The organism is Mycobacterium sp. 663a-19 (assembly GCF_035616495.1).
GTDB lineage: Bacteria > Actinomycetota > Actinomycetes > Mycobacteriales > Mycobacteriaceae > Mycobacterium.
Genome location: NZ_JAPJAV010000010.1, coordinates 166,518 through 187,809, shown reverse-complemented (window position 1 = coordinate 187,809; position 21,292 = coordinate 166,518). Strand labels below are relative to the sequence as shown.

The window sequence follows — 21,292 nt, the reverse complement described above, 5'->3', positions numbered from 1 at the left end:
GATGGTACTCGTTGACCAGAGGGTACTGGGCTTTTGGGACATCATGGTGCCCATCGTGGGCGCGCCGATGGCCGGGGGCCCGGGCACCCCGGCGCTGGCCGCCGCGGTGACCAACGCGGGCGGGCTCGGTTTCATCGCCGGCGGGTACCGCACCGCCGAGCAGTTCGCCGACGACATCGCCGCGGCGCGCGCGGCCACCACCGGCCCGCTCGGCGTCAACCTGTTTGTGCCCCAACCCAGTGTCGCCGACTGGGTGGCGCTGGAGTACTACGCGGAGGAGCTCGAGGACATCGCCGAGCACTACCAGGTCGAGGTCGGCCGGCCCGAGTACGGGGACAACGACGACTGGGAGCGCAAGCTGGAGGTCGTGGCCGACGTGCGCCCGGAGCTGGTGTCGTTCACCTTCGGCGTGCCGTCGCCGGACGTCATTCGCCGGCTGGGCGCGCTGGGGCTGTTGGTCATGATCACGGTGACGTCGGCCTACGAGGCCGGGGTCGCCATCGCCGCCGGCGCGGACAGCCTGGTGGTCCAGGGCCCAGGCGCGGGCGGGCACCGCGGCACGTTCGCGCCCGACATGGACCCCGGCACCGAGTCGCTGCACCAGCTGATCGACCGGATCCGCAAGGCGCACGACGTGCCGATCGTCGCGGCCGGCGGACTCGGCACCGCCGAGGACGTCGCGGGTGTGCTGCGCCGGGGGGCGGTGGCCGCGCAGGTGGGCACCGCGCTGCTGCTGTCCGACGAGGCGGGCACCAACCCCGCGCACCGCACCGCGATGGTGAACCCGCTGTTCGGCAGGACCATCGTCACGCGCGCGTTCTCGGGGCGCTACGCGCGCGGCCTGGAGAACGAGTTCATCCGCATCTTCGATCGCGTTGCGCCGCTGGGGTATCCGGAGGTGAACCAGATGACTGCGCCGATACGGGCGGCGGCGGCCCAGCTGGAGGACCCCGACGGGATGAACCTTTGGGCCGGAACGGGATTCAAGGACGCCCGGCCCGGGCCGGCGGCCGACATCGTCGCCGGCCTCGCCGCGACCGACTGAAGCCCGGCGTCAGGCCAACAGGCTCGCCGGGTCGGTGAACTCCATATCGAGGTCGGCGGCCACCCGTTCGGACAGCAGCGCACCCTCGTGCGTCGAAAGCCCGTGTGCCAGCGCCGGATCCGACCGGCACGCCGCCCGCCAGCCGCGGTCGGCGAGCTCGAGCACGTATGGCATCGTCGCGTTGGTCAGCGCGTACGTCGACGTCCTGGGCACCGCGCTGGGCATGTTGGTCACGCAGTAGAACAGCGTGTCGTGCACGGCGAAGGTGGGGCGATCGTGGGTCGTCGGCCGCGAATCCTCGAAGCAGCCGCCCTGGTCGATGGCGACGTCCACCAACACCGCGCCCGGCTTCATCTGTGCCACAAGCGAATTCGAGACCAGCTTGGGCGCCCTGCCGCCCGGCACCAGGACGGCGCCGATCACCAGGTCGGCAGCCTTGACGGCGGTTTCGAGCTCATAGGCCGACGAGTGGCGGGTGCGGACCGCGCCCCCGAACGTCGCGTCGAGGCGCCGCAGCTTGTCGAGTTTGACGTCGAGGACGGTGACGGCCGCGCCCATGCCGCCGGCCACCCGGGCGGCGTTGTATCCCGCTGTGCCGCCGCCGATCACGACGACGTCGGCCGGTTCGACGCCGGGCACGCCGCCCATCAGCACGCCGCGCCCGCCGTGGGTGCGCATCAGGTGATACGCCCCGACCTGAGCGGAAAGCCGGCCCGCGACCTCGCTCATCGGCGCGAGCAGCGGCAGTGTGCCGTCGGCGGATTGGACGGTCTCATACGCGATCGAGGTCGTGCCCGACGACAACAACGCGTCGGTGCAGGCGCGCGACGCGGCCAAATGCAGGAACGTGAACAACACCTGGCCCCGCCGCAGGCAGCCGTACTCGTCGGGCGTCGGTTCCTTGACCTTGAGCAGCAGGTCGGCGTTGGACCACACCTGCCCGGCGGCGCCGACCAGCTGGGCGCCCGCCGCCTTGAAGTCCGCGTCGGCGATGGCCGACCCTTCCCCGGCGCCGGACTGGATGAGAACCTCGTGGCCGCGGCGCGTCAGTTCGACGACGCCCGACGGGGTGACGGCCACCCTGAACTCGTTGTTCTTGGTCTCGGTCACGACGCCGACGCGCATGACTCAAGTGTGAAGAAAGTTCGAAGGACCTTCAAACATGCTGACGATAATTCTATAGTGTGCGGGTATGCCCGATAAGTCGACGCCAGCGGCGGGTCCGCCGGGTGGCCCGCCGAAGGATGTTCGGCCCGCCGACCGGCCCGCCAACCTCGATGACGTGGACCGCCGGATCCTGGGTGTGCTGCACGCCGACGCGCGCATCGCCAACAACGCGCTCGCCGACGCGGTCGGGATCGCGCCGTCGACCTGTCACGGCCGGGTGCGGCGGTTGCTGGACCTCGGCGTCATCCGGGGTTTCTTTACCGACGTCGACCCGGTCGCGGTCGGAATGCCGCTGCAGGCGATGATCTCCGTCAGCCTGCAGTCCAACGCGCGCGGCAAGATCCGCAGCTTCATCCGGCAGATCCGGCGCCGCCGGCAGGTGATGGACGTCTATTTCCTCGCCGGCGCCGACGATTTCCTGCTGCACGTCGCCGCCCGCGACACCGAGGACCTGCGCTCGTTCGTGGTCGAGAACCTCAACGCCGACGCCGACGTCGCCGGCACCCAGACCTCGCTGATCTTCGAGCACCTGCGCGGGGCGGCACCGATCTGAGCCATGGTTATGATCCTCGAATGAGCCACCCGAGCGTGTCGGCCACCGTTGCGATCGACGCCGACCCCGACGTCGTCTATGGGCTCATCACCGACCTGCCGACGCTGGCGTCGCTCGCCGAGGAGGCCTACGCCATGGAGTGGCGCAAGGGCGATTCCGCGCGTCGGGGCGCGGTGTTCGCGGGCCACAACCGAAATGGCGGCAAGCGGTGGACCACCAAGTGCACCGTCACCGACGCCGAACCGGGCCGGCTGTTCGCGTTCGAGGTGCGACACACCGTCTTGCCCATCGCACGCTGGCAATACGACATCGTCTCGGCCGACGGCGGCTGCCGCGTCACCGAGAGCACCTGGGACCGCCGGCCGGGCTGGTTCCGCAAGATCGCCGGCAGGGCCACCGGCGTCGGCGATCGGGTGGCCGCCAACACCGAGCACATCCGGCTCACCCTGCAGCGCCTCAAGCAGCGCGCCGAAAACCCCGGGGGATAAAAACCCGGTACCGGCGGTTTCGCATATGTTGGGCGGTGTCACTATACTTGCCAAACGCGTGTAACCGCAGGTAGGGGGTCATGATGTTCACCGTCGACGACCAGGCAGCCGGTCCACACTATGGTCGGTCCGGGGCATCGCTGGACCACGAACGCCTCGTTCTCGAGGCGCGCGACGTCGAGTTCGACTGGGCGAAGCTGCCGCTGCATTACGTGCCCGGCGAACCGTTCGCCACCCACGTCCTGGACGTGTTGCACCTGCTGCTGCCCGCGGGCGAGGAGTTCTTCGTCGCGGTCTTCAAGAAGGCGTTGCCGCTGATCAAGGACGACCAGCTGCGGCTCGACGTGCAGGGATTCATCGGCCAGGAGGCGGTGCACTCCCAGGCGCACGCCGGAGTGCTGGACCACTTCGCCGCCCGGGGCATCGACGTGACGCCCTACACCGACCAGATCAAGTGGCTGTTCGAGAAGCTGCTCGGCGAGCGGCCGCGGTGGAGTGCGCGCCGACAGCACAGCTGGCTGCTGGAGCAGATCTCCTTCGTGTCGGCGATCGAGCACTACACCGCGATCCTGGGCGAGTGGATCCTGGACTCCCCGGCCCACGACGAGATCGGCACCGACAAAACGATGCTGGACATGCTGCGCTGGCACGGCGCCGAGGAGGTCGAGCACAAGGCGGTGGCCTTCGACACCATGAAGCACCTGCGGGCCGGGTATTTGCGGCAGGTGCGCACCCAGCTGGTGGTCAGCCCGGCGATGCTGTGGCTGTGGATCCGCGGGGTGCGCTTCATGTACTCGGTGGACCCGCAGCTGCCGCCCGGGACCAAGCCGCGCTGGCGCGACTACTTCCGCGCGGCGCGCCGCGGCCTGGTGCCGGGGCCGCGGCGGTTCATCCGGGTGGTAGGGAGCTACTACCGGCCGGGGTTCCATCCGTCACAGCTGGGCGGGCTGGGCCTGGCGGTCGACTACCTGGCCGTCTCGCCGGCCGCCCGCGCCTCGCACTGAGCCATGACCGGAACCTCCGGCATCACGTCGCACATCACCGGGTCCGACGGCGTCGACCTGGCGGTGCACTCCTACACCGAGATCGACCCGGCACGCTCGACCATCCTGGCCATCCACGGCTATCCCGACAACCACCACGTGTGGGACGCGGTCGCCGAGGAGTTCGCCGAGCGCTATCGGGACCGGTACAACGTGGTGGCCTACGACGTACGCGGGGCCGGCGAATCGTCGTGTCCCGCAACACGATCCGGGTACGCGTTCGGGCAGCTCGTGTCCGACATCGGCGCGGTGATCGACAGCCTGGGCGTCGAGCGGGTGCACCTGCTGGCCCACGACTGGGGCTCGATCCAGGCCTGGGCAGCGGTCACGGCTGATTCGGTGATGGGCGATTCCGTGATGGGCAGGATCGCCTCGTTCACCTCGATCTCTGGCCCGCACCTGCAGTACGCGGGCGCCTTCCTGCGATCCGGGCGCACGCCTCGGACGCTGGCCCGGGTTGCCAGGCAGCTGGTGTCGTCCGGATACATCGGCTTCTTCCTGTGCCCGGTGGTGCCCGAGCTGGCGTTTCGCTCGCGCATGGGCGTGAAAGTCGTTGAGGCCCTGGAACGCATCGGCCGGTCCAGCACCCGCAGCCGGCACCGCAAGCCGCCGCGGTCGGCCGCCGACTATGTCAACGGGCTCAACCTGTACCGGGAGAACATGCCCGCGCCGTTCCTGGCGCCGGGGCCGCTGCCCAAGACCACCGTCGCGGTGCAGGTGCTGGCGCCGCGCCGGGACATCTTCGTGACGCCGGCGCTGCAGCGGTTCACCGGCTCGATTCCCGCCGGGGGTCGGGTGATTTCGATCGAGGGCGGGCACTGGGTGGTGACCTCGCGCCCCGAGGTCATCGCCCGGCTGACCGCCGAATGGGTCGATCGCAACACGGGCGCCTCGGCCGCCGACGGCGCGCCGGTCGCGCGCGGCGGCCCGCGCGAGGTGCGGGGCAAGCTCGCGCTCGTCACCGGGGCGGGCGCCGGCATCGGCAGGGCCACCGCGGTGGAACTGGCCCGGCACGGCGCCCACAAGGTGGTGATCGTCGACCGCGATCTGGCGGCGGCCAACGAGACGGCGGACGCCGTCCGGGCGGCCTGCGCCGAGGCCGCGGTCTACCGGGCCGACGTCAGCGACGAGTCCGCGATGAACGACCTTGCCGCACAGGTCCTCACCGAGCACGGCGTGGTCGACATCCTGGTGAACAACGCCGGCATCGGGATGGCGGGCCGGTTCCTGGAGACCACCCCGGCGAATTGGGACGACATCATCGGGGTCAACCTGCGCGGCATCATCTCCGGCAGCAGGGCGTTCGGCGCGCAGATGGTCGAGCGCGGCGAGGGCGGAACGATCATCAACGTGGCGTCGGCGGCGGCGTTCCTGCCGTCGAAGTCCATGCTCGCCTACGGCACCACCAAGGCGGCGGTGCTGGCGTTCAGCGAGTCGCTGCGGGCCGACCTTGCCGACGAGGGCATCACCGTGACGGCGGTGTGCCCGGGATTCGTCAACACCAACATCGCCAAAAGCACCATCTACGCCGGCATGTCGGACGAACAGCAGGCCCGCGCCCGCGAGAAGGCGGACGCGGCCTACCGGCGGCGCAACTACACACCCGAGGCCACCGCCAGGGCCATCGTCAAGGCCGTCAGGACCGGCCCGGCCGTGCTGCCGATCGCCGCCGAGTCGAGGATCGGCTACGCGATGCGCCGCATCAGCCCGTCGGCGATCCGGCTGTTCGCGCGCTTCGACATCAGGCAGAAATAAGGGCAGAGATAAGGATTGCGCCGTGCCGGAAAGCATTTGGACGTCCAGGCCCGCCGACCTCTACGGCCGGCGCGACCACGATCGGCTGGCCACGATGCTGTGGGGGATACGCACGCTGTTCGGCGGGCTCGCCTCGGTCTCGCGCTGGGAGCCGTCGCGGGTCAGGCCGGTGCGGCGCACGCAGACCGCGGTGGTCACCAAACGCGAACTCGTCGCCCCGGACGTCGTCGCATTGACGCTCGCCGATCCCCACGGCGGGCTGCTGCCCTCCTGGACGCCCGGCGGGCACATCGACGTCCAGCTGCCGTCGGGCCGGCGCCGGCAATACTCGCTGTGCGGCCCGCCCGGGCGGCGCACCGACTACCGCATCGCCGTGCGCCGGATCGCCGACGGCGGCGGCGGGTCGATCGAGATGCACGACGCGTACGGCGTGGGCGACACGCTGGTGTTCGAGGGCCCCCGCAACGCGTTCTATCTCGGCACCGCCGAGCGTGACGTGCTGTTCGTGATCGGCGGCATCGGGGTGACACCCATCCTGCCCATGCTGCACGCGGCCCAGCGGCGCGGAATCGACTGGGGCGCCGTCTATTGCGGCAGCAGCCGCGACTACATGCCGTTTCTGGACGAGGTGGTCGCGGTGGCGCCGGAACGGGTCACGGTCTGGGCCGACGACGAGCACGGCCGGGTCGCCGGCGTGGACGAACTACTTTCCGGCGCCGGGCCGACGACGGCGGTGTACGTGTGCGGGCCCACCGGCATGCTAGAGGCGGTGCGCGTGGCCCGCAACGAACACGCCGACGCGCCACTGCATTACGAGCGGTTCAGCCCCCCGCCGGTGGTCGGCGGCGCTCCGTTCGAGCTCGAGCTCGCGCGTTCCCGCCGGGTGCTGCGCGTGCCGGCGAATCGGTCCGCGCTGGACGTGATGCTCGACCACGACCCGACCACCCCGTACTCCTGTCGGCAGGGCTTCTGCGGGACCTGCATGGTCAAACTGCTTGCCGGACAGGTCGATCACCGCGGCCGCACCGCGGTCGGCGGAGACGAGATGGTGGTATGCGTGTCGCGGGCGAAGGGCGATCGCCTGGTCATCGACGCCTGAGGCGCGCCGACCGGGGGAGCCGGTAGCCCACGTGCGGCACGGGCACGCCGGGCAGCGGCTTCCACACGAAGGTGCGCCCGTCCAGCCGGAAGTTCCTGTGCTCGTAGAACTCTCGCGCCTTGACGTTGTTCTCCGCGCACCACAGGATCACGTCGCCCGGCGGGTCGGCGCGCACCGCCTCGTCGAGCAGGCGGCCGCCGATGCCGAGGCGCTGGCTTGCCTCCGCCGTGTACAGCGCGTCGATTTGCAGGTCGTCGGGATTGAGGGCGTCGGGCCCGAAGATGGTCATGCCGAGCGGGTCGCCGTCGCGCTCGGCAATCCACATGGACCAGCCGGGGCGGCTGAGGTCGTGCGGGTACGTCTCGGTGGCCCAGCGCTTCGGCGAACCGAGCACGTCGAGCAGATCGTCGGCCAGCATCCCCGACCAGGACCGTCGCCACACCGGATAGTGCATCCGCGCGACGTTCGCGAAATCGGCGGGCTTGGCCTCGCGGATCGTGATCATCGCGCCCGGGAGCCGTCCAGGTAGGCGGCCAGCGCGTTGGTCAGGCCCCGCCGCGCCACGTCGAGATCGGCGTACGAACCCAGCTGGCGCTCCGACACCAGGCCGCGCATCGCGCCGGGGATCAGGGCGGCGACCTCGCGCACCCGCTCCGGGTCGACGTCGAGCCCTGCGAACGCGCTCCGGCAGGTCTGCAACCAGCTCTTGCCCCAGGAGAACAGCTCGGTGGCGGTCCGCGGGTAGAGCCGCTCGAGCTCGACGGGGTCCCGGGGCAGCGCGGCCCGCAGGTTCTCGATCGCGCGCGAATCCGCCGATGCCAGGCCGTGATAGAGCGTTTCGACGATGGCGCCGACGCGCTCGCGCAGGGGAGCGTCCGGCTGGACCGGCGCGGACAGCGTGGAAAACGTCGCGGCGCGCCGCTCGGCGGTGCGGTGCAGGACCGCGGCCCAGAAGCCGTCGGTGTCGCCGAATTGGTACTGCACCGCGCCCCAGGTGGCGCCGATGTCCTTGGCGATGCGGTTGGCCGACACCGAGCCCGGCTCGCCCGAGGCCAGCGACCGCAGCGCGGCCTCGAGCATGCTCTCGCGGGTCGCGTTGCCGCGCCGGTTGGGGCGGCGGCCGGCGACCTTGGATTCGGTCACCCGTCTAGCCTAACATTTTCATAGAGGGTACTGTGATTCGTCGAGGAGGGATGCTCGCATGGCAGGGTTCGATGGCTAAGCCGCCGTTGTCGATGAAGCCGACCGGGTGGTTCCAGGTCGCCTGGTCCGACGAGATCGGCGCCGGCGACGTGCACAGGATGAAGTACTTCGACCAGGACATGGTCGCCTGGCGGGCCGACTCCGGCGAGCTCACCGTGATGAACGCCTACTGCGAACACCTCGGCGCGCACCTGGGATACGGCGGCAAGGTCGTCGGCGACGTGCTGCAGTGCCCGTTCCACGGGTGGCAGTGGAGCGCCGAGGGGCGCAACGTGTGCATCCCGTACCAGGACCGCCCCAACCGCGGCCGGCGCATCCGCACCTATCCCGTCGTGGAGCGCAACGAGTCCGTCTACATCTGGCACGACGTGCAGCGCCGCGAGCCCTACTTCGACGCGCCCGACGTGTTCGCCGCGTTCGGCGACGGCAGCAGCGCCGCCGGCTACTACCCGCAGCAGCGGCTGTACCGGCAAAGCCTCGAGCTGCACCCGCAATACGTGCTGGAAAACGGTGTCGACTTTGCGCACTTCAAGTTCGTACACAACACGCCGATCGTGCCGGTGTTCACCCGGCACGACTTCGGCGAGCCGGTCTCCTTCGTCGACTTCACCATCACCTTCGAGGGCGACGACGGCCAGCGGATCGAGGACGTCAACAGCGGGGTGCAGGCCATCAACGGCGGGCTGGGAATCGCGGTGACCAAGAGCTGGGGCATGGTCGACAACCGCACCATCTCTGCGATCACCCCCGTCGACGAGTCCACCTCCGATGTGCGGTTCATGGTCTACATCGGGCGGCCTGAGATCGACGCGGGCAAGGACCCCGCCCGGGCCGAGCGCAAGGCCGCCGAATTCGGGCGGGAAGTCATCCGGCAGTTCGAGCAGGACATCGAAATCTGGTGCCACCAGCGCTATTCGGACCCGCCCGCGCTGGCCGCCGACGAGTACGAGGGCTTCACCGCGATCCGCAACTGGGCCCAGCAGTTTTATGAGGAAGGCTTGACGAGATGAACGCACCTGCTGCACCGATTCGCGTCTTCCAGGTTGGAAGCGGAAACGTCGGCTCGGAGATGATCAGGCGGATCGCCACCCAGCCCGACCTCGAACTCGTTGGCGTGCACTGCTATTCGCCGGAGAAGGTCGGCCGGGACACCGGGGAGTTCGCCGGCCTGGCGCCCAACGGGGTGAAGTTCACCGGGACCGCCGAGGAGATCGTCGCGGCCAGGCCGGACGTGCTGACGTTCCATGGGGTGTTCCCCGACGAGGACCTCTACGTCAAGGTGCTCGAGGCGGGCATCAACATCGTCACCACCGCCGACTGGATCACCGGGTGGCACCGCGACAGGAACCACCCGCACCCGTCGGGTAAGCCGGTGACCCGGCTGCTGGCCGAGGCCGCCGAGAAGGGCGGCGCGACCTTCTACGGCACCGGGATGAACCCGGGGCTGAACCAGATCCTGGGCGTGGTGTGCTCGGCCGACGTCGCCGACATCGACAACATCACCACCATCGAATCCGTCGACGTGTCGTGCCACCACTCCAAGGACACCTGGATCGAGGTCGGCTACGGCCAGCCCGTCGACGACCCGGAAATCCCGTCGAAGCTGGAGAAGTACACCCGCGTGTTCGCCGACAGCGTGCTGATGATGGCGGACTGCTTCGACCTACCCCTCGACGAGGTGAGGTTCAGCTACGAGCTGGGCGCCTGCATCAAGGACGTCGACCTGGGCTGGTACACGCTGCCCAAGGGCTCGCTGGGCGGCAACTACATCAAATACCAGGGCATCGTCGATGGGGTGCCGCGCGTCGAGACGCACCTGGAATGGCAGATGACCCCGCACACCGACCCGAGCTGGAACATCAAGGGCTGCTACATCACCCAGGTCAAGGGCGACCCGTGCGTTTACAACAAGCACATGATCTTCCCCAAACCCGGTGTGGACCTGTCCAACCCGGACAATTTCGCGTCGATCGGCATGACCGTGACCGGGATGCCCGCGCTGTACTCGATCAAGTCGGTGGTGGCGGCGCCGCCCGGGCTGATCACCAGCGCCGACCTCCCGCTGCGCGGGTTCGCCGGACGCTTCAAGAAGTAGGCGCCGAGTTCCCCTGTGCTCCAGGCTCTTTCGGGCCTCTTTCGCTAGCCGTGCCACGGGCACAGGTCGCGGATGGTGATCCGGACGACCTGCGCCGCGCCGTCGGGGCCCAGGTCCGGGTTGGCCGCCGCGAACTGGCTCGCCATGCTCTGCGGGGGAAGGCCGGCGTCCATCAGGCCACACATGGCCAGGCCCTGGTCCAGGGCCGCCGAGCCGCCGTAGCTGTTACCGAGGCCGGCCGCGGCGATGTCTTGCAGGAAGGCGTGCCGGCCGCACCCCGGGCCCGCCCCCGGTGCCTGCCCCTGGGGGCACACCGGTGCCGGGGCGGCGTTCGCCTGTGGGTCGGGGCCCAGGGTCATGGCCGCCAGGACCGCCAGGCCGGCCGTTGCCGCCGTGCCGACTGCGCGGGGCAGTGTTGACATGTGCCACCTCACTCGGTGGCAACGGTCCATCGGCACTGGACCCGGCCCTGGTCTGGCCCGTCAGGCCGGAAGCCCGGGCGGAGGCACGATAGATCGTTGCCTCGATGTTTTCGTGACTGTCTCGCTGCGCATATTTTTGCTCAGCGTGATTCCAATGTGGTTCCGTAAGGTCACGCGCGGCTGGATTTTGGCTGTGAGTTTCCTGGCCGTTTGCATTCGCGTCACCAACCGGACACCTTGGCGGCCCGGGTTAGGGTGAAGACCATGCGGGTAGGCGTGCTGGGGGCCAAGGGCAAGGTCGGCTCGACGATGGTGGGCGCCGTGCAGGCCGCCGAGGATTTGACCCTGTCCGCCGAGGTGGACGCCGGCGACCCGATGAGCCTGCTGACCGACGCCGACACCGAGGTGGTCATCGACTTCACCCACCCCGACGTGGTGATGGACAACCTGAAGTTCCTCATCGACAACGGAATTCACGCCGTCGTCGGCACCACCGGGTTCACCGCGGAGCGCCTCGAGTGGGTGGAGTCGTGGCTGTCCGGGCGGCCGAATACCGGCGTGCTGATCGCGCCGAACTTCGCCATCGGGGCGGTGCTGTCGATGCACTTCGCCCGGCAGGCCGCGCCGTTCTTCGACTCGGCGGAGGTCGTCGAGCTGCATCACCCGCACAAGGCCGACGCCCCCTCGGGCACCGCGGCCCGGACCGCCAAGCTGATCGCCGAGGCGCGAAAAGGGCTGCCGCCCAACCCCGATGCCACCAGCACCGGCCTGCCCGGCGCCCGCGGCGCCGACGTCGACGGCATCCCGGTGCATTCGGTGCGGCTGGCCGGGCTGGTCGCCCACCAGGAGGTGTTGTTCGGAACCGAAGGGGAGACGCTGACCATCCGCCACGACAGCCTGGACCGCACGTCCTTCGTGCCGGGCGTGCTGCTGGCCGTGCGCCGCATCGCCGAACGCCCGGGCCTCACGGTGGGCCTCGAGCCGCTGCTCAATCTGCAATGACGCGCACCCAGCTGCTCATCGCCTTGCTGTGCGCGGCAATGCTGGTGTACATCGGCCTGCTCGGCCGGATGGCCGTCGCGCTGATCGCCTCGGGTCGGGCCGCCGCCGTCGGCCTGGGGCTGGCGCTGCTCCTCATGCCCGTGATCGGGCTGTGGGCGATGATCGCCACGCTGCGGGCCGGGTTCGCGCACCAGCGGCTGGCCCGCCTGATCGCCGAGGACGGAATGGAACTCGACACCAGCGCGCTGCCGCGGCGGCCGTCGGGGCGCATCGAGCGCGATGCGGCCGACGCGCTGTTCGCCACCGTGCGCACCGAGGTCGAGGGCGATCCCGGCGATTGGCGGCGCTGGTACCGGCTGGCCCGAGCCTACGACTACGCGGGGGATCGCCGACGCGCGAGGGAAACGATGAAGACCGCAGTCGAGCTGCAGGGCAAGACATGAGCAACACATGAGCAAGACGCTGCTGATCGTCCACCACACGCCGTCCCCGTTCACCCAGGCCATGTTCGAGGCGGTGCTGTCCGGCGCCACCGACCCCGAGATCGAGGGCGTCGAGGTGGTGCGCCGGCCCGCCCTGACCGTCGCGCCGGCCGACATGCTCGCGGCCGACGGCTACCTCCTGGGCAGCCCGGCCAATCTGGGCTACATGAGCGGCGCGCTCAAGCACGCGTTCGACGTCTGCTACTACCCTTGCCTCGACGCGACGCGCGGGCGCCCCTTCGGCCTGTACCTGCACGGCAACGAGGGCACCGAGGGGGCTGAACGTGCCGTGGATGCGATCACCACCGGGCTCGGCTGGGTGAAAGCCGCTGAGCACGTGGTGGTCTCGAGCAAGCCGAGCAAGGAAGACCTCGAGGCGTGCTGGAACCTGGGTGCGACGGTCGCCGCTCAGCTGATGGGGTGACCCCGCAGGTCAGTCGTCGGCGATGCCCGGCGCGCTCAGCGCCGCGACGGTGTCCTCGTGATGCACCAGGGATCGCGCGGCGGCGGCGAACATCTCGAGCTTGCCGACGACGGTCTGCCCTTCGGGCTTGTGCCCCCAGATGCTGATGCCTTGATGAGTGGTGGGTTTCCAGGTGGACTCGTCGACCACGATCGGGTTCCACCCGACCTCCCACTCGAACCCGGACGGGGTCATCGCGTAGAACGACAGTTCCTTGTCGTTGGTGTGCTGGCCGACCGACAGGGCCATGTGGAAGCCGAGCTCCTTGACGCGCTGATAGGAAGTCACCATGTCGTCGAGCGTGCCGACCTGCACGTTGACATGCTGGACGCGCGTGCGAATCGGGTTCACGGGCAACGCATTCGCCGCGGCGATTGCGACCGAGTGGTGGCGCTGGTTGACTCGCAGGAAGCGGATCTTCAGCTTCATGCCGTTGATCGTCTCGTCGATGTAGTCCGACAGGCGCGCGTCGAACACGTGGTTGTAATACCCGCGCAGCTGATGCGGCTTCTTCGTGGTGATGGCGACGTGGCCGAGTCCGCCTGCGCCGGTGACGAATCCGCTGCCGGGTATGTCCAGCGGCAGCGCGGCGGTGCGGGCGGTCGTGTAGACCTCCTGCGTCAGTCCGTTTGGCCCGGGAAAGCGCAGGAAGCGCTCGACGCCACGCAGCTTGGCCTCGTCATCGGAGCCCTCGACCGCCGGCACGCCGTGGTCGGCGACCCGGCGACAGATCTCGTCGAACGTGTCGTGGCCGTCGAGGTGCCAGCCCAGCGTGACGACGTCCTCGGCCGGTCCCCGGCGCAGCAGGAAGCGGCATTCGTTGGCGTCCAAGCGAAATCGGATCGTGTCGGGCATCAGGTCGTCGAGGTGCATGCCGATCGCGTCGCGGCCGAAGCGTTTCCAGTCGTCGAACTTGTTGGTTTCGATCACGGCGTAGCCCAGGTGGACATTGCCGAACAGATCAGCGGTCATGCGAATCTCCTGTCAGGAATGCGGCGGTGACCGCGTTGAAGAAGCCGGCGCGTTCCCACTGCACCCAGTGTCCGGTGTTGGCGCTGATGAGCACGTCGGCGTTGGGCAGCCGCTTGCCGAGCATCGCTGCGCCGCTTGGCTTGTTGACCTTGTCGTCGCGGCCCCAGATGACCAGGGTCGGAGTCGCCAGGCTGCTGAGCCTGCGGTCGCGCGTTGAGTCCATCCGCCACAGCGTGCGCAACCCGTTCGGGCGTTGCAGCGGCGGGTTGGCCACGACCTCCGGGTCGATCGTGGACGCATAGCGGGACTCGATCAGCGACTCCGGAACGGCGCCGCCGTCGTACACCAGATAGTCGCGGATGAACGTGCGCATCTTGTCCAGGCTGGGCCCGTCACCGCCGTAGTACGACAACAGTGCCTTCAGGCCCGCGGTCGGCAGTCCGCGGCTGATGCCGATGCCGCCCGGACCCATCAGCACGAGCCTGCCGACCCGATGCGGCGTGTCCAGCGCGAGGCGCAGCGCGCATGCGCCGCCGGCGGAGTTGCCCACCAGATGCGCGCGCCGAACGCCGAGCTGGTCGAGCATCCCGCGGATGTGGTCGGCGAAATATCCGAAGGGGTCGCTTTGGTCGACGCCCTTGGACGATTGGCCGTAGCCGGGCATGTCGGGAACGATCACGCGGAAGTTCTCGGCCAGGGCGTCGATGTTGCGCGAATAGTTCGACACGCCGGAAGCTCCGGGGCCACCGCCGTGCAGCAGGACCACCGGCTCGCCGGCACCCTTCTCGGCGACGAAGATGTCCCGGCCGTTTACGCGCACGGTCCGCTCGGTCATGGTGAGGTTTGTCACGGCTGTTCCTTTACGTCTTGAATTACGCCTTGAACCCGGCCGGAGGCGGCGGCAGCGGCCGGCCCTCGGCGGCGCCGGCATAGGTGAACCCGTCGGGTCGCACGACCACCGCGGAAGCGCCCTTCCTGTCGAGCCAGCGCGTCAGCACGCCGTCGGCGTCGACGACGCTGTCGGGGCTCGGCTTGCTCCCCGGCACAAGGACTTTCACGACGGGCACGCCGGCCGCGCGCCAGTCGTCCAGCGCGGGTGCGGGGCCGAGGTGCAGGACGACCCATCGGCCGCCGACGACGTCGTCGAGGCGGACGGCGTCGCCCTTTTCGTCAACGACCCACGGCTGCGGGATCAGGCAACCGACCGAGGCGTTACCGTTGTGCGCCAGCAGACCCTTGTGATAGCGCGCATCCGGCAGCCACCGATGTTGGCGCAGCCACGCGGTGAATCCGGGCACCTTGCTGATCGTTCGGTACACGTGATTGCGCATGGCCGCGCGGCGGGGGTCTCGCTGGGTGATGACCTGCCCGACCTTCACGGCGCGGTTGGTCACCTCCTTGACGTGCGGCATCCGCTCGGCCTGGTAGGTGTCGAGCACCGATTCGGGCAGGGACCCGCGCAGCACCGCGTCCAGCTTCCAGCACAGGTTCGCGGCGTCGCGAACGCCGGCGCACATGCCCTGACCGATCCACGGCGGCATCGCGTGCGCGGCGTCGCCGGCCAAGAAGATCCGCCCGATCCGCCACCGGTCGGCGAAGCGCACGTGGTGGCTGTAGCAGGCGAACCCGAGGATCTTCACGTCCTCCGGCGAAATGCCCTGGCCGCCTAGGACTTTCCAGATCGCTTCCTCGTTGAGGAGGTCCTTTTCGTCCTCCTCGTCGCGCACCGGGAACTCCCAGCGGTGATGCCCCAGCGGGGTGGGGCAGTCGACGGTAGGCCGGGCCGGGTTGCAGTGGAACCGAAGCCGGTCGTGGCCGGGCCATTCCTTGAGCACCTTGGTGTCGATGACGATCCACCGCTCGGCGTAGGTGCGGCCCGAGAAGCCGATGCCCAGCTGCCCGCGGATCGGGCTGGACCCCCCGTCGGCCGCGATCACATAGGAGGCCCGAATCCGCCGCTGCTCATCGGCTTTGAGATCGGCAAGCATCAGCTCGACGTGCCCGTCGCCCTGGATCACCCGCAGGCACTCGTGCTCGAGGAGGACCGAGACGTTGGGGAAGCGGTCGACGCCCTCCCGCAGCACCTTCTCCAGCGCGGGCTGGTAGATGAATTGCTGGGGCGGGTGGCCGTTGCCGCGCGACACCGGCAGCAGCCGCACGAACGGCACGCCGTCGGCATCGACGAAGGTCGCCCCGTTGCCGGGCTGCATGTCGGCGTTGAGGCGGTCGGCCAGGCCTACCTGTTGCCAGATGCGCACGACCTCCTCGTCGGTGGAGATGGCCCGGGCGCGGGCGTAGATGTTCGGGTCGCGTTCGACGACGACGACCTTGAGCCCCGCCTGGCCCAGCAGATTGGCGGCGGTGACGCCGACGGGTCCGTACCCGACGATCGCCACGTCGTACGTCGATTGGTCTGTCATGGGCCGGCCCTTCGGGGAGTTGTTTGGGAGTTGTTAATGTAGCGCTCCATACAGTAAGCTGTCGGCAGCGAGACGTCAATACCCCGGAACGAGCCCGAATGACCCCGAACGGAGGGCAGCGTGGCAGCGAAGAGTCCAGCCCGCGGCGCGCGGCGCACCCGCGCCAACGGCGAGCAATCCCGCGAGCGCATCCTGGACGCCGCGACGCAGGTGGCCACCGAGCGCGGCTATGACGGCACCACGATCTCGCTGGTCAGCAAGAAGAGCGGCCTGCCGCCGACGTCGATCTATTGGCACTTCGCCGACAAGGACGACCTGATCGCCGCGGTGATCGAACGCAGCTTCCGGCGCTGGACGGCGGCGCTGGACCTGCCGGACCGCGAGCCGGGCACCGAGTGGGCGACGGAGCTCGGCGAGCGGGTCGCCAAGGCGTTCCTGGATGCGCCGGACTTCCTGCGACTGGGGCTGATGCTGGCGCTGGAGCATCGCCCCGTGGAACCGCGGGCCAGGGAGATGTTTCTCGAGGTTCGCGAGCGGGCGTTTCACCGGTTCGAAGCGATCGTGCGCGAGCTCGCGCCGGAGCTCGACGACGAGGGCGTGCGCCTGCTGACGACCTACGCGATCGCCGGCGCCGACGGCCTGTTCATCACCAAGGAGGTCGGGGGCGACTCCGCGGACCTGATCACGTTGCTGGGCCTGCACGCCCGCGTCGTCTTCGAGGCGGCCGCCACACTGCTCGAGTCCCGGCGGCGGGCATGACGACCGGGCCGACCCGGCTGATCCACGCCGCCCAACTGCTCTACGACGCGCAGAGCACGGGCCTGCCGATCGCCCCGCTCACCCTGAGGTACCCGAATCTCGATGTGCCCCAGGCGTATGACGTCCAGCGGCTGAACCTGGCACGCCGATTGGACGACGGCCACGCGCTGCGCGGCCACAAGATCGGCCTGACCTCGACCGCGATGCAGGAACTCCTCGGGGTCGACGAGCCCGACTTCGGCTACGTGCTCGACAGAATGGTGGTGCGCGACGGGGCGAGCGTGCCGCTCTCGGCGTTCTGCGCCCCGCGCGTCGAACCCGAGGTGGCGTTTCGCATGCGCACAGCGCTGCGGGGCCCGGGGGTGACCGTCGACGACGTTTGGGCCGCGACGGATGCGGTGGCCCCGGCTTTGGAGATCGTCGACAGCCGCATCGCCGACTGGCGAATCACCCTGGCGGACACCATCGCCGACAACGCGAGTTCCGGGGCGGTGGTGCTGGGCGAGTGGATCGCCATCGACGACGCCCCGCCGCTGCCCGATACCACCGCCACCCTCGTCGTCAACGACCTGGTCGTGAGCACCGGCCCGGGCTCCGCCGTCATGGGCGATCCGGCCGCGGCCGTCGCGTGGCTGGCCAACGCGCTCGCCGAGTACGACACCACCATCGAGGCGGGGCGGTTCGTGATGTCCGGCTCGTACACCACGGCCCCGTTCGTTGCTGTAGGCGACCGCGCCTCGGCGACGATCACCGGACTCGGCACCGTCAGCGTGTCGTTCGAGTAGTCGGCTGGAGCAGATCCATGAATACCCAACGATTCCCGGTCGCGATCATCGGGTCGGGGAACATCGGCACCGACCTGATGATCAAGATCCTGCGCAGCGACGGCCCGTTGCGGGTGGCCGCGATGGTCGGGGTGGACCCGGGATCCGACGGGCTGGCCCGGGCGAAACGGCTCGGCGTTCCCACGTCTTCGGCGGGGATCGACGGCCTGATGGCGATGCCGCACTTCGGCGACATCCGGCTGGTGTTCGACGCGACCTCGGCCGGCGCACACGCCAGGCACTGGAAGGTGCTGCGCGACAAGGATGTACGTGTCCTCGACCTGACACCCGCGGCGATCGGGCCGTTCTGTGTGCCGGTGGTCAATCTCGAGGACCACATCGACGCGCCGAACCTCAACATGGTCACGTGCGGGGGACAGGCCACCGTGCCGATCGTCACCGCGGTCAGCCGGTCGGCGCTCGTGTCGTACGCCGAGATCGTGTCGTCGATCTCGGCGAAGTCGGCCGGTCCGGGCACCCGGGCCAGCATCGACGAGTTCACCGAGACGACCGCCACGGCGCTGAAAGTCGTTGGGGGAGCGCAACGAAGCAAGGCGGTGATCATCCTGAACCCGGCCGACCCGCCGATCCTGATGCGCAACACCGTGTACTGCCTGGTCGAGGGGGACTGCGACCACGCGGCCGTCGACGCGTCGATCACGGCGATGGTCGCCGAGGTGCAACGCTACGTGCCGGGCTACCAGCTCAAGCAGGCCGTGCAGTTCGAGACGTTCGACGCCGACAATCCGCTGCACATACCGGAGACCGGGAAATTCATCGGCACCAAGGTGACCGCGATGCTGCAGGTGACCGGTGCCGCACACTACCTGCCGGCCTACGCCGGCAACCTCGACATCATGACCTCGGCCGCGCTCGCGACCGCGGAACGGATCGCCGCGCACTCGATGATGACTCACTCGATGACTGGAGTATCGAAATGACCGAGCGGCTCTACATCAGTGACGTCACGCTGCGCGACGGCATGCACGCCGTGCGCCACCAGTACAGCCTGGAGCAGGCGGCCCGGATCGCGGCGGCGCTCGACGCGGCGGGGGTCGACTCGATCGAGATCGCGCACGGCGACGGGCTGTCCGGATCCAGCTGCATCTACGGGTTCGGCGCCCACACCGACCTCGAGTGGATCGAGGCGGTGGCCGGCGTCGTCCACAGGGCCGCGATCGCGACGCTGGTGCTGCCCGGCATCGGCACCGTGCGCGACCTGGCCGCCGCGCACCGGGCCGGGGCCTCCGTGGTGCGGGTGGCCACCCACTGCACCGAGGCCGACATCTCGGCGCACCACATCGCCGCCGCGCGCGAACTCGGCATGGACACCGTCGGCTTCCTGATGATGAGCCACATGGCCGGCCCGCAGCAGCTGGCCGAACAGGCGAAGCTGATGGAGGCTTACGGCGCCGGGTGCGTGTACGTCGTCGACTCGGGCGGCGCGATGACCATGCGCGATGTCGCCGAGCGCGTCGATGCCGTGCGCCAAACCCTGGGCGGCGCCACGGAAATCGGTATCCACGCGCACCACAACCTGTCGCTCGGCGTGGCGAACTCGATCGTCGCCGTCGAGCATGGCTGCCGCCGGGTCGACGCGTCGTTGGCGGGCATGGGCGCGGGTGCGGGCAATGCGCCGCTGGAGGTCTTCGTCGCGGCGGCCACCCGCATGGGCTGGCGGCACGGCTGCGACCTCGACGCCCTCGAGGACGCCGCCGACGACCTGGTCCGGCCGCTGCAGCAACGACCCGTGCGCGTCGACCGCGAGACGCTGACCCTGGGCTACGCGGGGGTGTACTCGAGCTTCCTGCGTCACGCCGAGGAGGTCGGCGAACGGTTCGATGTCGACGCGCGTGCGCTGCTCGTCGAGGCCGGACGCCGCGGCCTGGTCGGCGGGCAGGAAGACATGCTCGTCGACATCGCCCTCGACCTGTCCGGCGAACGGGCTGCCCTGTGACACGGACCGCCGACGACTTCGATGTTTGCGTGGCCGACATCGCTTTTCGGCTCCGCGAGCGACTCCCGCAAGTGGTGTCGTCCATTGCGGATCTGGTGCAGGACGAGATCGAGGAGCTGCGTGACGACGCCCTGACCGAGCTGCTCTACGCCGGGGCCGAAGGCAACGTCGCGACCGTCCTGCACGCGTTGCAGTGCGGGATCGCGGTGCAGGATGTCGACGCGCCCACCGCGGCGCTCGAGCACGCCCGCCGCCTCGCCCAGCAGGGCGTCCCGATCAATACCCTGGTTCGCGCCTACCGGCTGGGTCAGCGCCGCATGAACGAGCTGGTGTTCGCGGAGTTGCAGGCGATCGATATGGCCGAGCGACTGAGGTACACCGTCTTGGAGAAGATCACGGCGACGCTGTTCGCTTTCATCGACCGGGTGTCCGAGCAAGTGGTCGCCGCGTACGAGGAGGAGCGCGAACAGTGGCTGGCCACTCATAACAGCATCCGGTTCCTGCGGGTGCGCGAGTTGTTGGCGGCCCGGGCGCCGATCGATGTCGACGCGGCCAGCGAGGCTGTCGGCTACCCGCTGAGATGGCATCACCTGGCCCTGGTGATGTGGTACCCCACGGAGGTGGAGACCGACGAGCTCGCCCGGTTGCAGCGTCTGGTGCGGGAACTCGGTGCGGCCGCCGACGCGTCCGCCGCCCCGCTGTTCATCCCCACGGATCGCAGGAGCGGATGGGCGTGGCTTCCGTACCGGTCGGCTCCCGACGACGCCGTGGCGGCGGTGCGGCGCTTCCTGGTGAAGCGGGATCACGCGCCGATAGTTGCCGTCGGCACGCCGGCCGCCGGCGTCGATGGGTTCTGCGTCTCGCATCAGCGGGCGCTGGCGGCCAGGACGGTGGCGGCAGCGGCGCGAGACCGCACGCCCGCGGTGGTCGCCGCGACCGACCCGGGCCTGATGCCGGCGGCGCTGTTGGGTGGCAACCTCGAGCAGTCCCGGGGATGGGTGAAGGAGGTGCTCGGCGGCCTCGCCGCGGACACCGCAAACGACGCACGGCTGCGCGACACGCTGCGGGTCTTCCTCGGATGCGGATCCAGCTTCAAAACGGCCGCCGAAGAGCTGTCCATTCATTCCAGCACGGTGAAGTACCGCGTCCGGTGTGCGATCGACAGGCGCGGCCGGCCGATCGGCGCCGACAGGCTCGATGTCGAGCTGGCCCTGCTGTTGTGCCACTGGTACGGGTCGCCGTCCTGACCCGGGATCGGGTTTTGGTCTCCGGGAGACGAAAAACCGCGGAAAGTCTGCCTCCTGGGGAGTCGATGCGCCGACGCGCCATCGGTACCGTTCGCGGTGGCTGACACCGAAGATCCACTCCGCCAAGGAATTCCACCTTCGGCGACGCCACCCTCGCCCCGCCGAACGAAAGCCGAGAAATCATGCTGCCCTTGATTGGAACGCTGCTGCTTGTTGTGTCGCCCGTGCTGACCCCGCTGACGGTCACCGTCGTTCATGCGGTGCGGCGCCAGGCCTGACGCGAGCCGCCGAGAAGG

General features: G+C 69.4%; 23 protein-coding genes. 16 read left to right on the top strand and 7 right to left on the bottom strand.

What is annotated here, in order from left to right; genetic code table 11:
• The first annotated feature begins 1 nt into the window (after nt 1).
• Entirely contained in the window at nt 2–1,045 is a 1,044-nt protein-coding gene (locus OQ968_RS18855) for a nitronate monooxygenase (protein WP_324680607.1), read from the top strand.
• Nucleotides 1,046–1,054: 9 nt separating this feature from the next.
• Here the strand turns inward: OQ968_RS18855 and ald are convergent, their stop codons facing one another.
• Nucleotides 1,055–2,170 carry an alanine dehydrogenase gene (ald, locus tag OQ968_RS18850; RefSeq protein ID WP_324680605.1) on the bottom strand — a complete coding sequence of 372 codons (1,116 nt, stop codon included), beginning with the start codon at nt 2,168–2,170 and terminating at the stop codon, nt 1,055–1,057.
• Nucleotides 2,171–2,237: 67 nt separating this feature from the next.
• Between ald and OQ968_RS18845 the strand changes: the two genes are divergently transcribed.
• The 5 genes from OQ968_RS18845 to OQ968_RS18825 all read left to right on the top strand — a co-directional run bounded on the left by OQ968_RS18845 (nt 2,238) and on the right by OQ968_RS18825 (nt 7,150).
• Nucleotides 2,238–2,765 carry an Lrp/AsnC family transcriptional regulator gene (locus OQ968_RS18845; protein ID WP_324680603.1) on the top strand — a complete coding sequence of 176 codons (528 nt, stop codon included), beginning with the start codon at nt 2,238–2,240 and terminating at the stop codon, nt 2,763–2,765.
• A gap of 20 nt (nt 2,766–2,785) precedes the next feature.
• Nucleotides 2,786–3,253, top strand: coding sequence for an SRPBCC family protein (locus OQ968_RS18840; RefSeq protein ID WP_324680601.1), 468 nt, complete (start codon nt 2,786–2,788; stop codon nt 3,251–3,253).
• 80 nt (nt 3,254–3,333) lie between these two features.
• On the top strand, nt 3,334–4,257 hold the full coding sequence (locus OQ968_RS18835) for a metal-dependent hydrolase (protein ID WP_420715950.1): 924 nt from the start codon (nt 3,334–3,336) through the stop codon (nt 4,255–4,257).
• 3 nt (nt 4,258–4,260) lie between these two features.
• Nucleotides 4,261–6,051, top strand: coding sequence for an SDR family oxidoreductase (locus OQ968_RS18830; protein ID WP_324680599.1), 1,791 nt, complete (start codon nt 4,261–4,263; stop codon nt 6,049–6,051).
• A gap of 22 nt (nt 6,052–6,073) precedes the next feature.
• Complete coding sequence (locus OQ968_RS18825; RefSeq protein ID WP_324680597.1) at nt 6,074–7,150, top strand: PDR/VanB family oxidoreductase; 1,077 nt, start codon at nt 6,074–6,076, stop codon at nt 7,148–7,150.
• On the opposite strand, the gene OQ968_RS18820 is transcribed toward OQ968_RS18825, so the two are convergent.
• Together OQ968_RS18820 and OQ968_RS18815 are read right to left on the bottom strand one after the other, a co-directional pair.
• Nucleotides 7,137–7,655 carry a GNAT family N-acetyltransferase gene (locus OQ968_RS18820; protein ID WP_324680595.1) on the bottom strand — a complete coding sequence of 173 codons (519 nt, stop codon included), beginning with the start codon at nt 7,653–7,655 and terminating at the stop codon, nt 7,137–7,139. The genes OQ968_RS18825 and OQ968_RS18820 overlap by 14 nt on opposite strands.
• Nucleotides 7,652–8,230, bottom strand: coding sequence for a TetR/AcrR family transcriptional regulator (locus OQ968_RS18815; RefSeq protein ID WP_324680672.1), 579 nt, complete (start codon nt 8,228–8,230; stop codon nt 7,652–7,654). Before OQ968_RS18815 ends, OQ968_RS18820 begins: the two co-directional genes overlap by 4 nt.
• A 134-nt stretch (nt 8,231–8,364) precedes the next feature.
• Here OQ968_RS18815 and OQ968_RS18810 point away from each other — a divergent pair, with 134 nt between their 5' ends.
• Together OQ968_RS18810 and OQ968_RS18805 are read left to right on the top strand one after the other, a co-directional pair.
• Nucleotides 8,365–9,363: a Rieske 2Fe-2S domain-containing protein gene (locus OQ968_RS18810; RefSeq protein ID WP_324680593.1), complete on the top strand. Its 999-nt coding sequence runs from the start codon at nt 8,365–8,367 to the stop codon at nt 9,361–9,363.
• Nucleotides 9,360–10,448: a dihydrodipicolinate reductase gene (locus OQ968_RS18805; protein WP_324680591.1), complete on the top strand. Its 1,089-nt coding sequence runs from the start codon at nt 9,360–9,362 to the stop codon at nt 10,446–10,448. Before OQ968_RS18810 ends, OQ968_RS18805 begins: the two co-directional genes overlap by 4 nt.
• A gap of 44 nt (nt 10,449–10,492) precedes the next feature.
• Here OQ968_RS18805 and OQ968_RS18800 read toward each other — a convergent pair whose 3' ends face one another.
• On the bottom strand, nt 10,493–10,870 hold the full coding sequence (locus tag OQ968_RS18800) for a DUF732 domain-containing protein (RefSeq protein WP_324680590.1): 378 nt from the start codon (nt 10,868–10,870) through the stop codon (nt 10,493–10,495).
• Between the two features lie 264 nt (nt 10,871–11,134).
• Here OQ968_RS18800 and dapB point away from each other — a divergent pair, with 264 nt between their 5' ends.
• Genes dapB through OQ968_RS18785 form a run of 3 tightly spaced genes read left to right on the top strand, consistent with a single transcriptional unit; the run spans nt 11,135 to nt 12,778 of the window.
• Nucleotides 11,135–11,872: a 4-hydroxy-tetrahydrodipicolinate reductase gene (gene dapB, locus OQ968_RS18795; protein WP_324680588.1), complete on the top strand. Its 738-nt coding sequence runs from the start codon at nt 11,135–11,137 to the stop codon at nt 11,870–11,872.
• Nucleotides 11,869–12,315: a hypothetical protein gene (locus OQ968_RS18790; protein ID WP_324680586.1), complete on the top strand. Its 447-nt coding sequence runs from the start codon at nt 11,869–11,871 to the stop codon at nt 12,313–12,315. The genes dapB and OQ968_RS18790 overlap by 4 nt, the downstream gene beginning before the upstream one ends.
• A gap of 7 nt (nt 12,316–12,322) precedes the next feature.
• Nucleotides 12,323–12,778 (top strand): flavodoxin family protein, encoded by a 456-nt coding sequence (locus OQ968_RS18785; protein ID WP_324680585.1) that lies wholly within the window; start codon nt 12,323–12,325, stop codon nt 12,776–12,778.
• 9 nt (nt 12,779–12,787) lie between these two features.
• Here the strand turns inward: OQ968_RS18785 and OQ968_RS18780 are convergent, their stop codons facing one another.
• Genes OQ968_RS18780 through OQ968_RS18770 form a run of 3 tightly spaced genes read right to left on the bottom strand, consistent with a single transcriptional unit; the run spans nt 12,788 to nt 16,209 of the window.
• On the bottom strand, nt 12,788–13,789 hold the full coding sequence (locus OQ968_RS18780) for a VOC family protein (protein ID WP_324680583.1): 1,002 nt from the start codon (nt 13,787–13,789) through the stop codon (nt 12,788–12,790).
• Nucleotides 13,779–14,639 (bottom strand): alpha/beta fold hydrolase, encoded by an 861-nt coding sequence (locus tag OQ968_RS18775; protein ID WP_324680581.1) that lies wholly within the window; start codon nt 14,637–14,639, stop codon nt 13,779–13,781. Before OQ968_RS18775 ends, OQ968_RS18780 begins: the two co-directional genes overlap by 11 nt.
• 22 nt (nt 14,640–14,661) lie before the next feature.
• Entirely contained in the window at nt 14,662–16,209 is a 1,548-nt protein-coding gene (locus OQ968_RS18770) for a bifunctional 3-(3-hydroxy-phenyl)propionate/3-hydroxycinnamic acid hydroxylase (RefSeq protein WP_324680579.1), read from the bottom strand.
• 120 nt (nt 16,210–16,329) lie between these two features.
• Here OQ968_RS18770 and OQ968_RS18765 point away from each other — a divergent pair, with 120 nt between their 5' ends.
• From OQ968_RS18765 to OQ968_RS18745, 5 genes are read left to right on the top strand one after another with little or no spacing between them, the layout of a single operon-like run.
• Nucleotides 16,330–16,968: a TetR/AcrR family transcriptional regulator gene (locus OQ968_RS18765; protein WP_324680577.1), complete on the top strand. Its 639-nt coding sequence runs from the start codon at nt 16,330–16,332 to the stop codon at nt 16,966–16,968.
• On the top strand, nt 16,965–17,753 hold the full coding sequence (locus tag OQ968_RS18760) for a 2-keto-4-pentenoate hydratase (protein ID WP_324680575.1): 789 nt from the start codon (nt 16,965–16,967) through the stop codon (nt 17,751–17,753). The genes OQ968_RS18765 and OQ968_RS18760 overlap by 4 nt, the downstream gene beginning before the upstream one ends.
• Nucleotides 17,754–17,770: 17 nt before the next feature.
• Nucleotides 17,771–18,733: an acetaldehyde dehydrogenase (acetylating) gene (locus OQ968_RS18755; RefSeq protein ID WP_324680573.1), complete on the top strand. Its 963-nt coding sequence runs from the start codon at nt 17,771–17,773 to the stop codon at nt 18,731–18,733.
• Nucleotides 18,730–19,749: a 4-hydroxy-2-oxovalerate aldolase gene (gene dmpG, locus OQ968_RS18750; protein ID WP_324680571.1), complete on the top strand. Its 1,020-nt coding sequence runs from the start codon at nt 18,730–18,732 to the stop codon at nt 19,747–19,749. Before OQ968_RS18755 ends, dmpG begins: the two co-directional genes overlap by 4 nt.
• Complete coding sequence (locus OQ968_RS18745) at nt 19,746–20,996, top strand: helix-turn-helix domain-containing protein (RefSeq protein ID WP_324680569.1); 1,251 nt, start codon at nt 19,746–19,748, stop codon at nt 20,994–20,996. Before dmpG ends, OQ968_RS18745 begins: the two co-directional genes overlap by 4 nt.
• Nucleotides 20,997–21,292 lie beyond the last annotated feature (296 nt).

What these genes read in the sequence shown, in the direction of transcription:
- OQ968_RS18855 (WP_324680607.1), top strand. Translation starts at nt 2, where the DNA reads ATGGTACTCGTTGACCAGAGGGTACTGGGCTTTTGGGACATCATGGTG.
- ald (WP_324680605.1), bottom strand. Translation starts at nt 2,170, where the DNA reads ATGCGCGTCGGCGTCGTGACCGAGACCAAGAACAACGAGTTCAGGGTG.
- OQ968_RS18845 (WP_324680603.1), top strand. Translation starts at nt 2,238, where the DNA reads ATGCCCGATAAGTCGACGCCAGCGGCGGGTCCGCCGGGTGGCCCGCCG.
- OQ968_RS18840 (WP_324680601.1), top strand. Translation starts at nt 2,786, where the DNA reads ATGAGCCACCCGAGCGTGTCGGCCACCGTTGCGATCGACGCCGACCCC.
- OQ968_RS18835 (WP_420715950.1), top strand. Translation starts at nt 3,334, where the DNA reads ATGATGTTCACCGTCGACGACCAGGCAGCCGGTCCACACTATGGTCGG.
- OQ968_RS18830 (WP_324680599.1), top strand. Translation starts at nt 4,261, where the DNA reads ATGACCGGAACCTCCGGCATCACGTCGCACATCACCGGGTCCGACGGC.
- OQ968_RS18820 (WP_324680595.1), bottom strand. Translation starts at nt 7,655, where the DNA reads ATGATCACGATCCGCGAGGCCAAGCCCGCCGATTTCGCGAACGTCGCG.
- OQ968_RS18815 (WP_324680672.1), bottom strand. Translation starts at nt 8,230, where the DNA reads ATGCTCGAGGCCGCGCTGCGGTCGCTGGCCTCGGGCGAGCCGGGCTCG.
- OQ968_RS18810 (WP_324680593.1), top strand. Translation starts at nt 8,365, where the DNA reads ATGGCTAAGCCGCCGTTGTCGATGAAGCCGACCGGGTGGTTCCAGGTC.
- OQ968_RS18805 (WP_324680591.1), top strand. Translation starts at nt 9,360, where the DNA reads ATGAACGCACCTGCTGCACCGATTCGCGTCTTCCAGGTTGGAAGCGGA.
- OQ968_RS18800 (WP_324680590.1), bottom strand. Translation starts at nt 10,870, where the DNA reads ATGTCAACACTGCCCCGCGCAGTCGGCACGGCGGCAACGGCCGGCCTG.
- dapB (WP_324680588.1), top strand. Translation starts at nt 11,135, where the DNA reads ATGCGGGTAGGCGTGCTGGGGGCCAAGGGCAAGGTCGGCTCGACGATG.
- OQ968_RS18790 (WP_324680586.1), top strand. Translation starts at nt 11,869, where the DNA reads ATGACGCGCACCCAGCTGCTCATCGCCTTGCTGTGCGCGGCAATGCTG.
- OQ968_RS18785 (WP_324680585.1), top strand. Translation starts at nt 12,323, where the DNA reads ATGAGCAAGACGCTGCTGATCGTCCACCACACGCCGTCCCCGTTCACC.
- OQ968_RS18780 (WP_324680583.1), bottom strand. Translation starts at nt 13,789, where the DNA reads ATGACCGCTGATCTGTTCGGCAATGTCCACCTGGGCTACGCCGTGATC.
- OQ968_RS18770 (WP_324680579.1), bottom strand. Translation starts at nt 16,209, where the DNA reads ATGACAGACCAATCGACGTACGACGTGGCGATCGTCGGGTACGGACCC.
- OQ968_RS18760 (WP_324680575.1), top strand. Translation starts at nt 16,965, where the DNA reads ATGACGACCGGGCCGACCCGGCTGATCCACGCCGCCCAACTGCTCTAC.
- OQ968_RS18755 (WP_324680573.1), top strand. Translation starts at nt 17,771, where the DNA reads ATGAATACCCAACGATTCCCGGTCGCGATCATCGGGTCGGGGAACATC.
- dmpG (WP_324680571.1), top strand. Translation starts at nt 18,730, where the DNA reads ATGACCGAGCGGCTCTACATCAGTGACGTCACGCTGCGCGACGGCATG.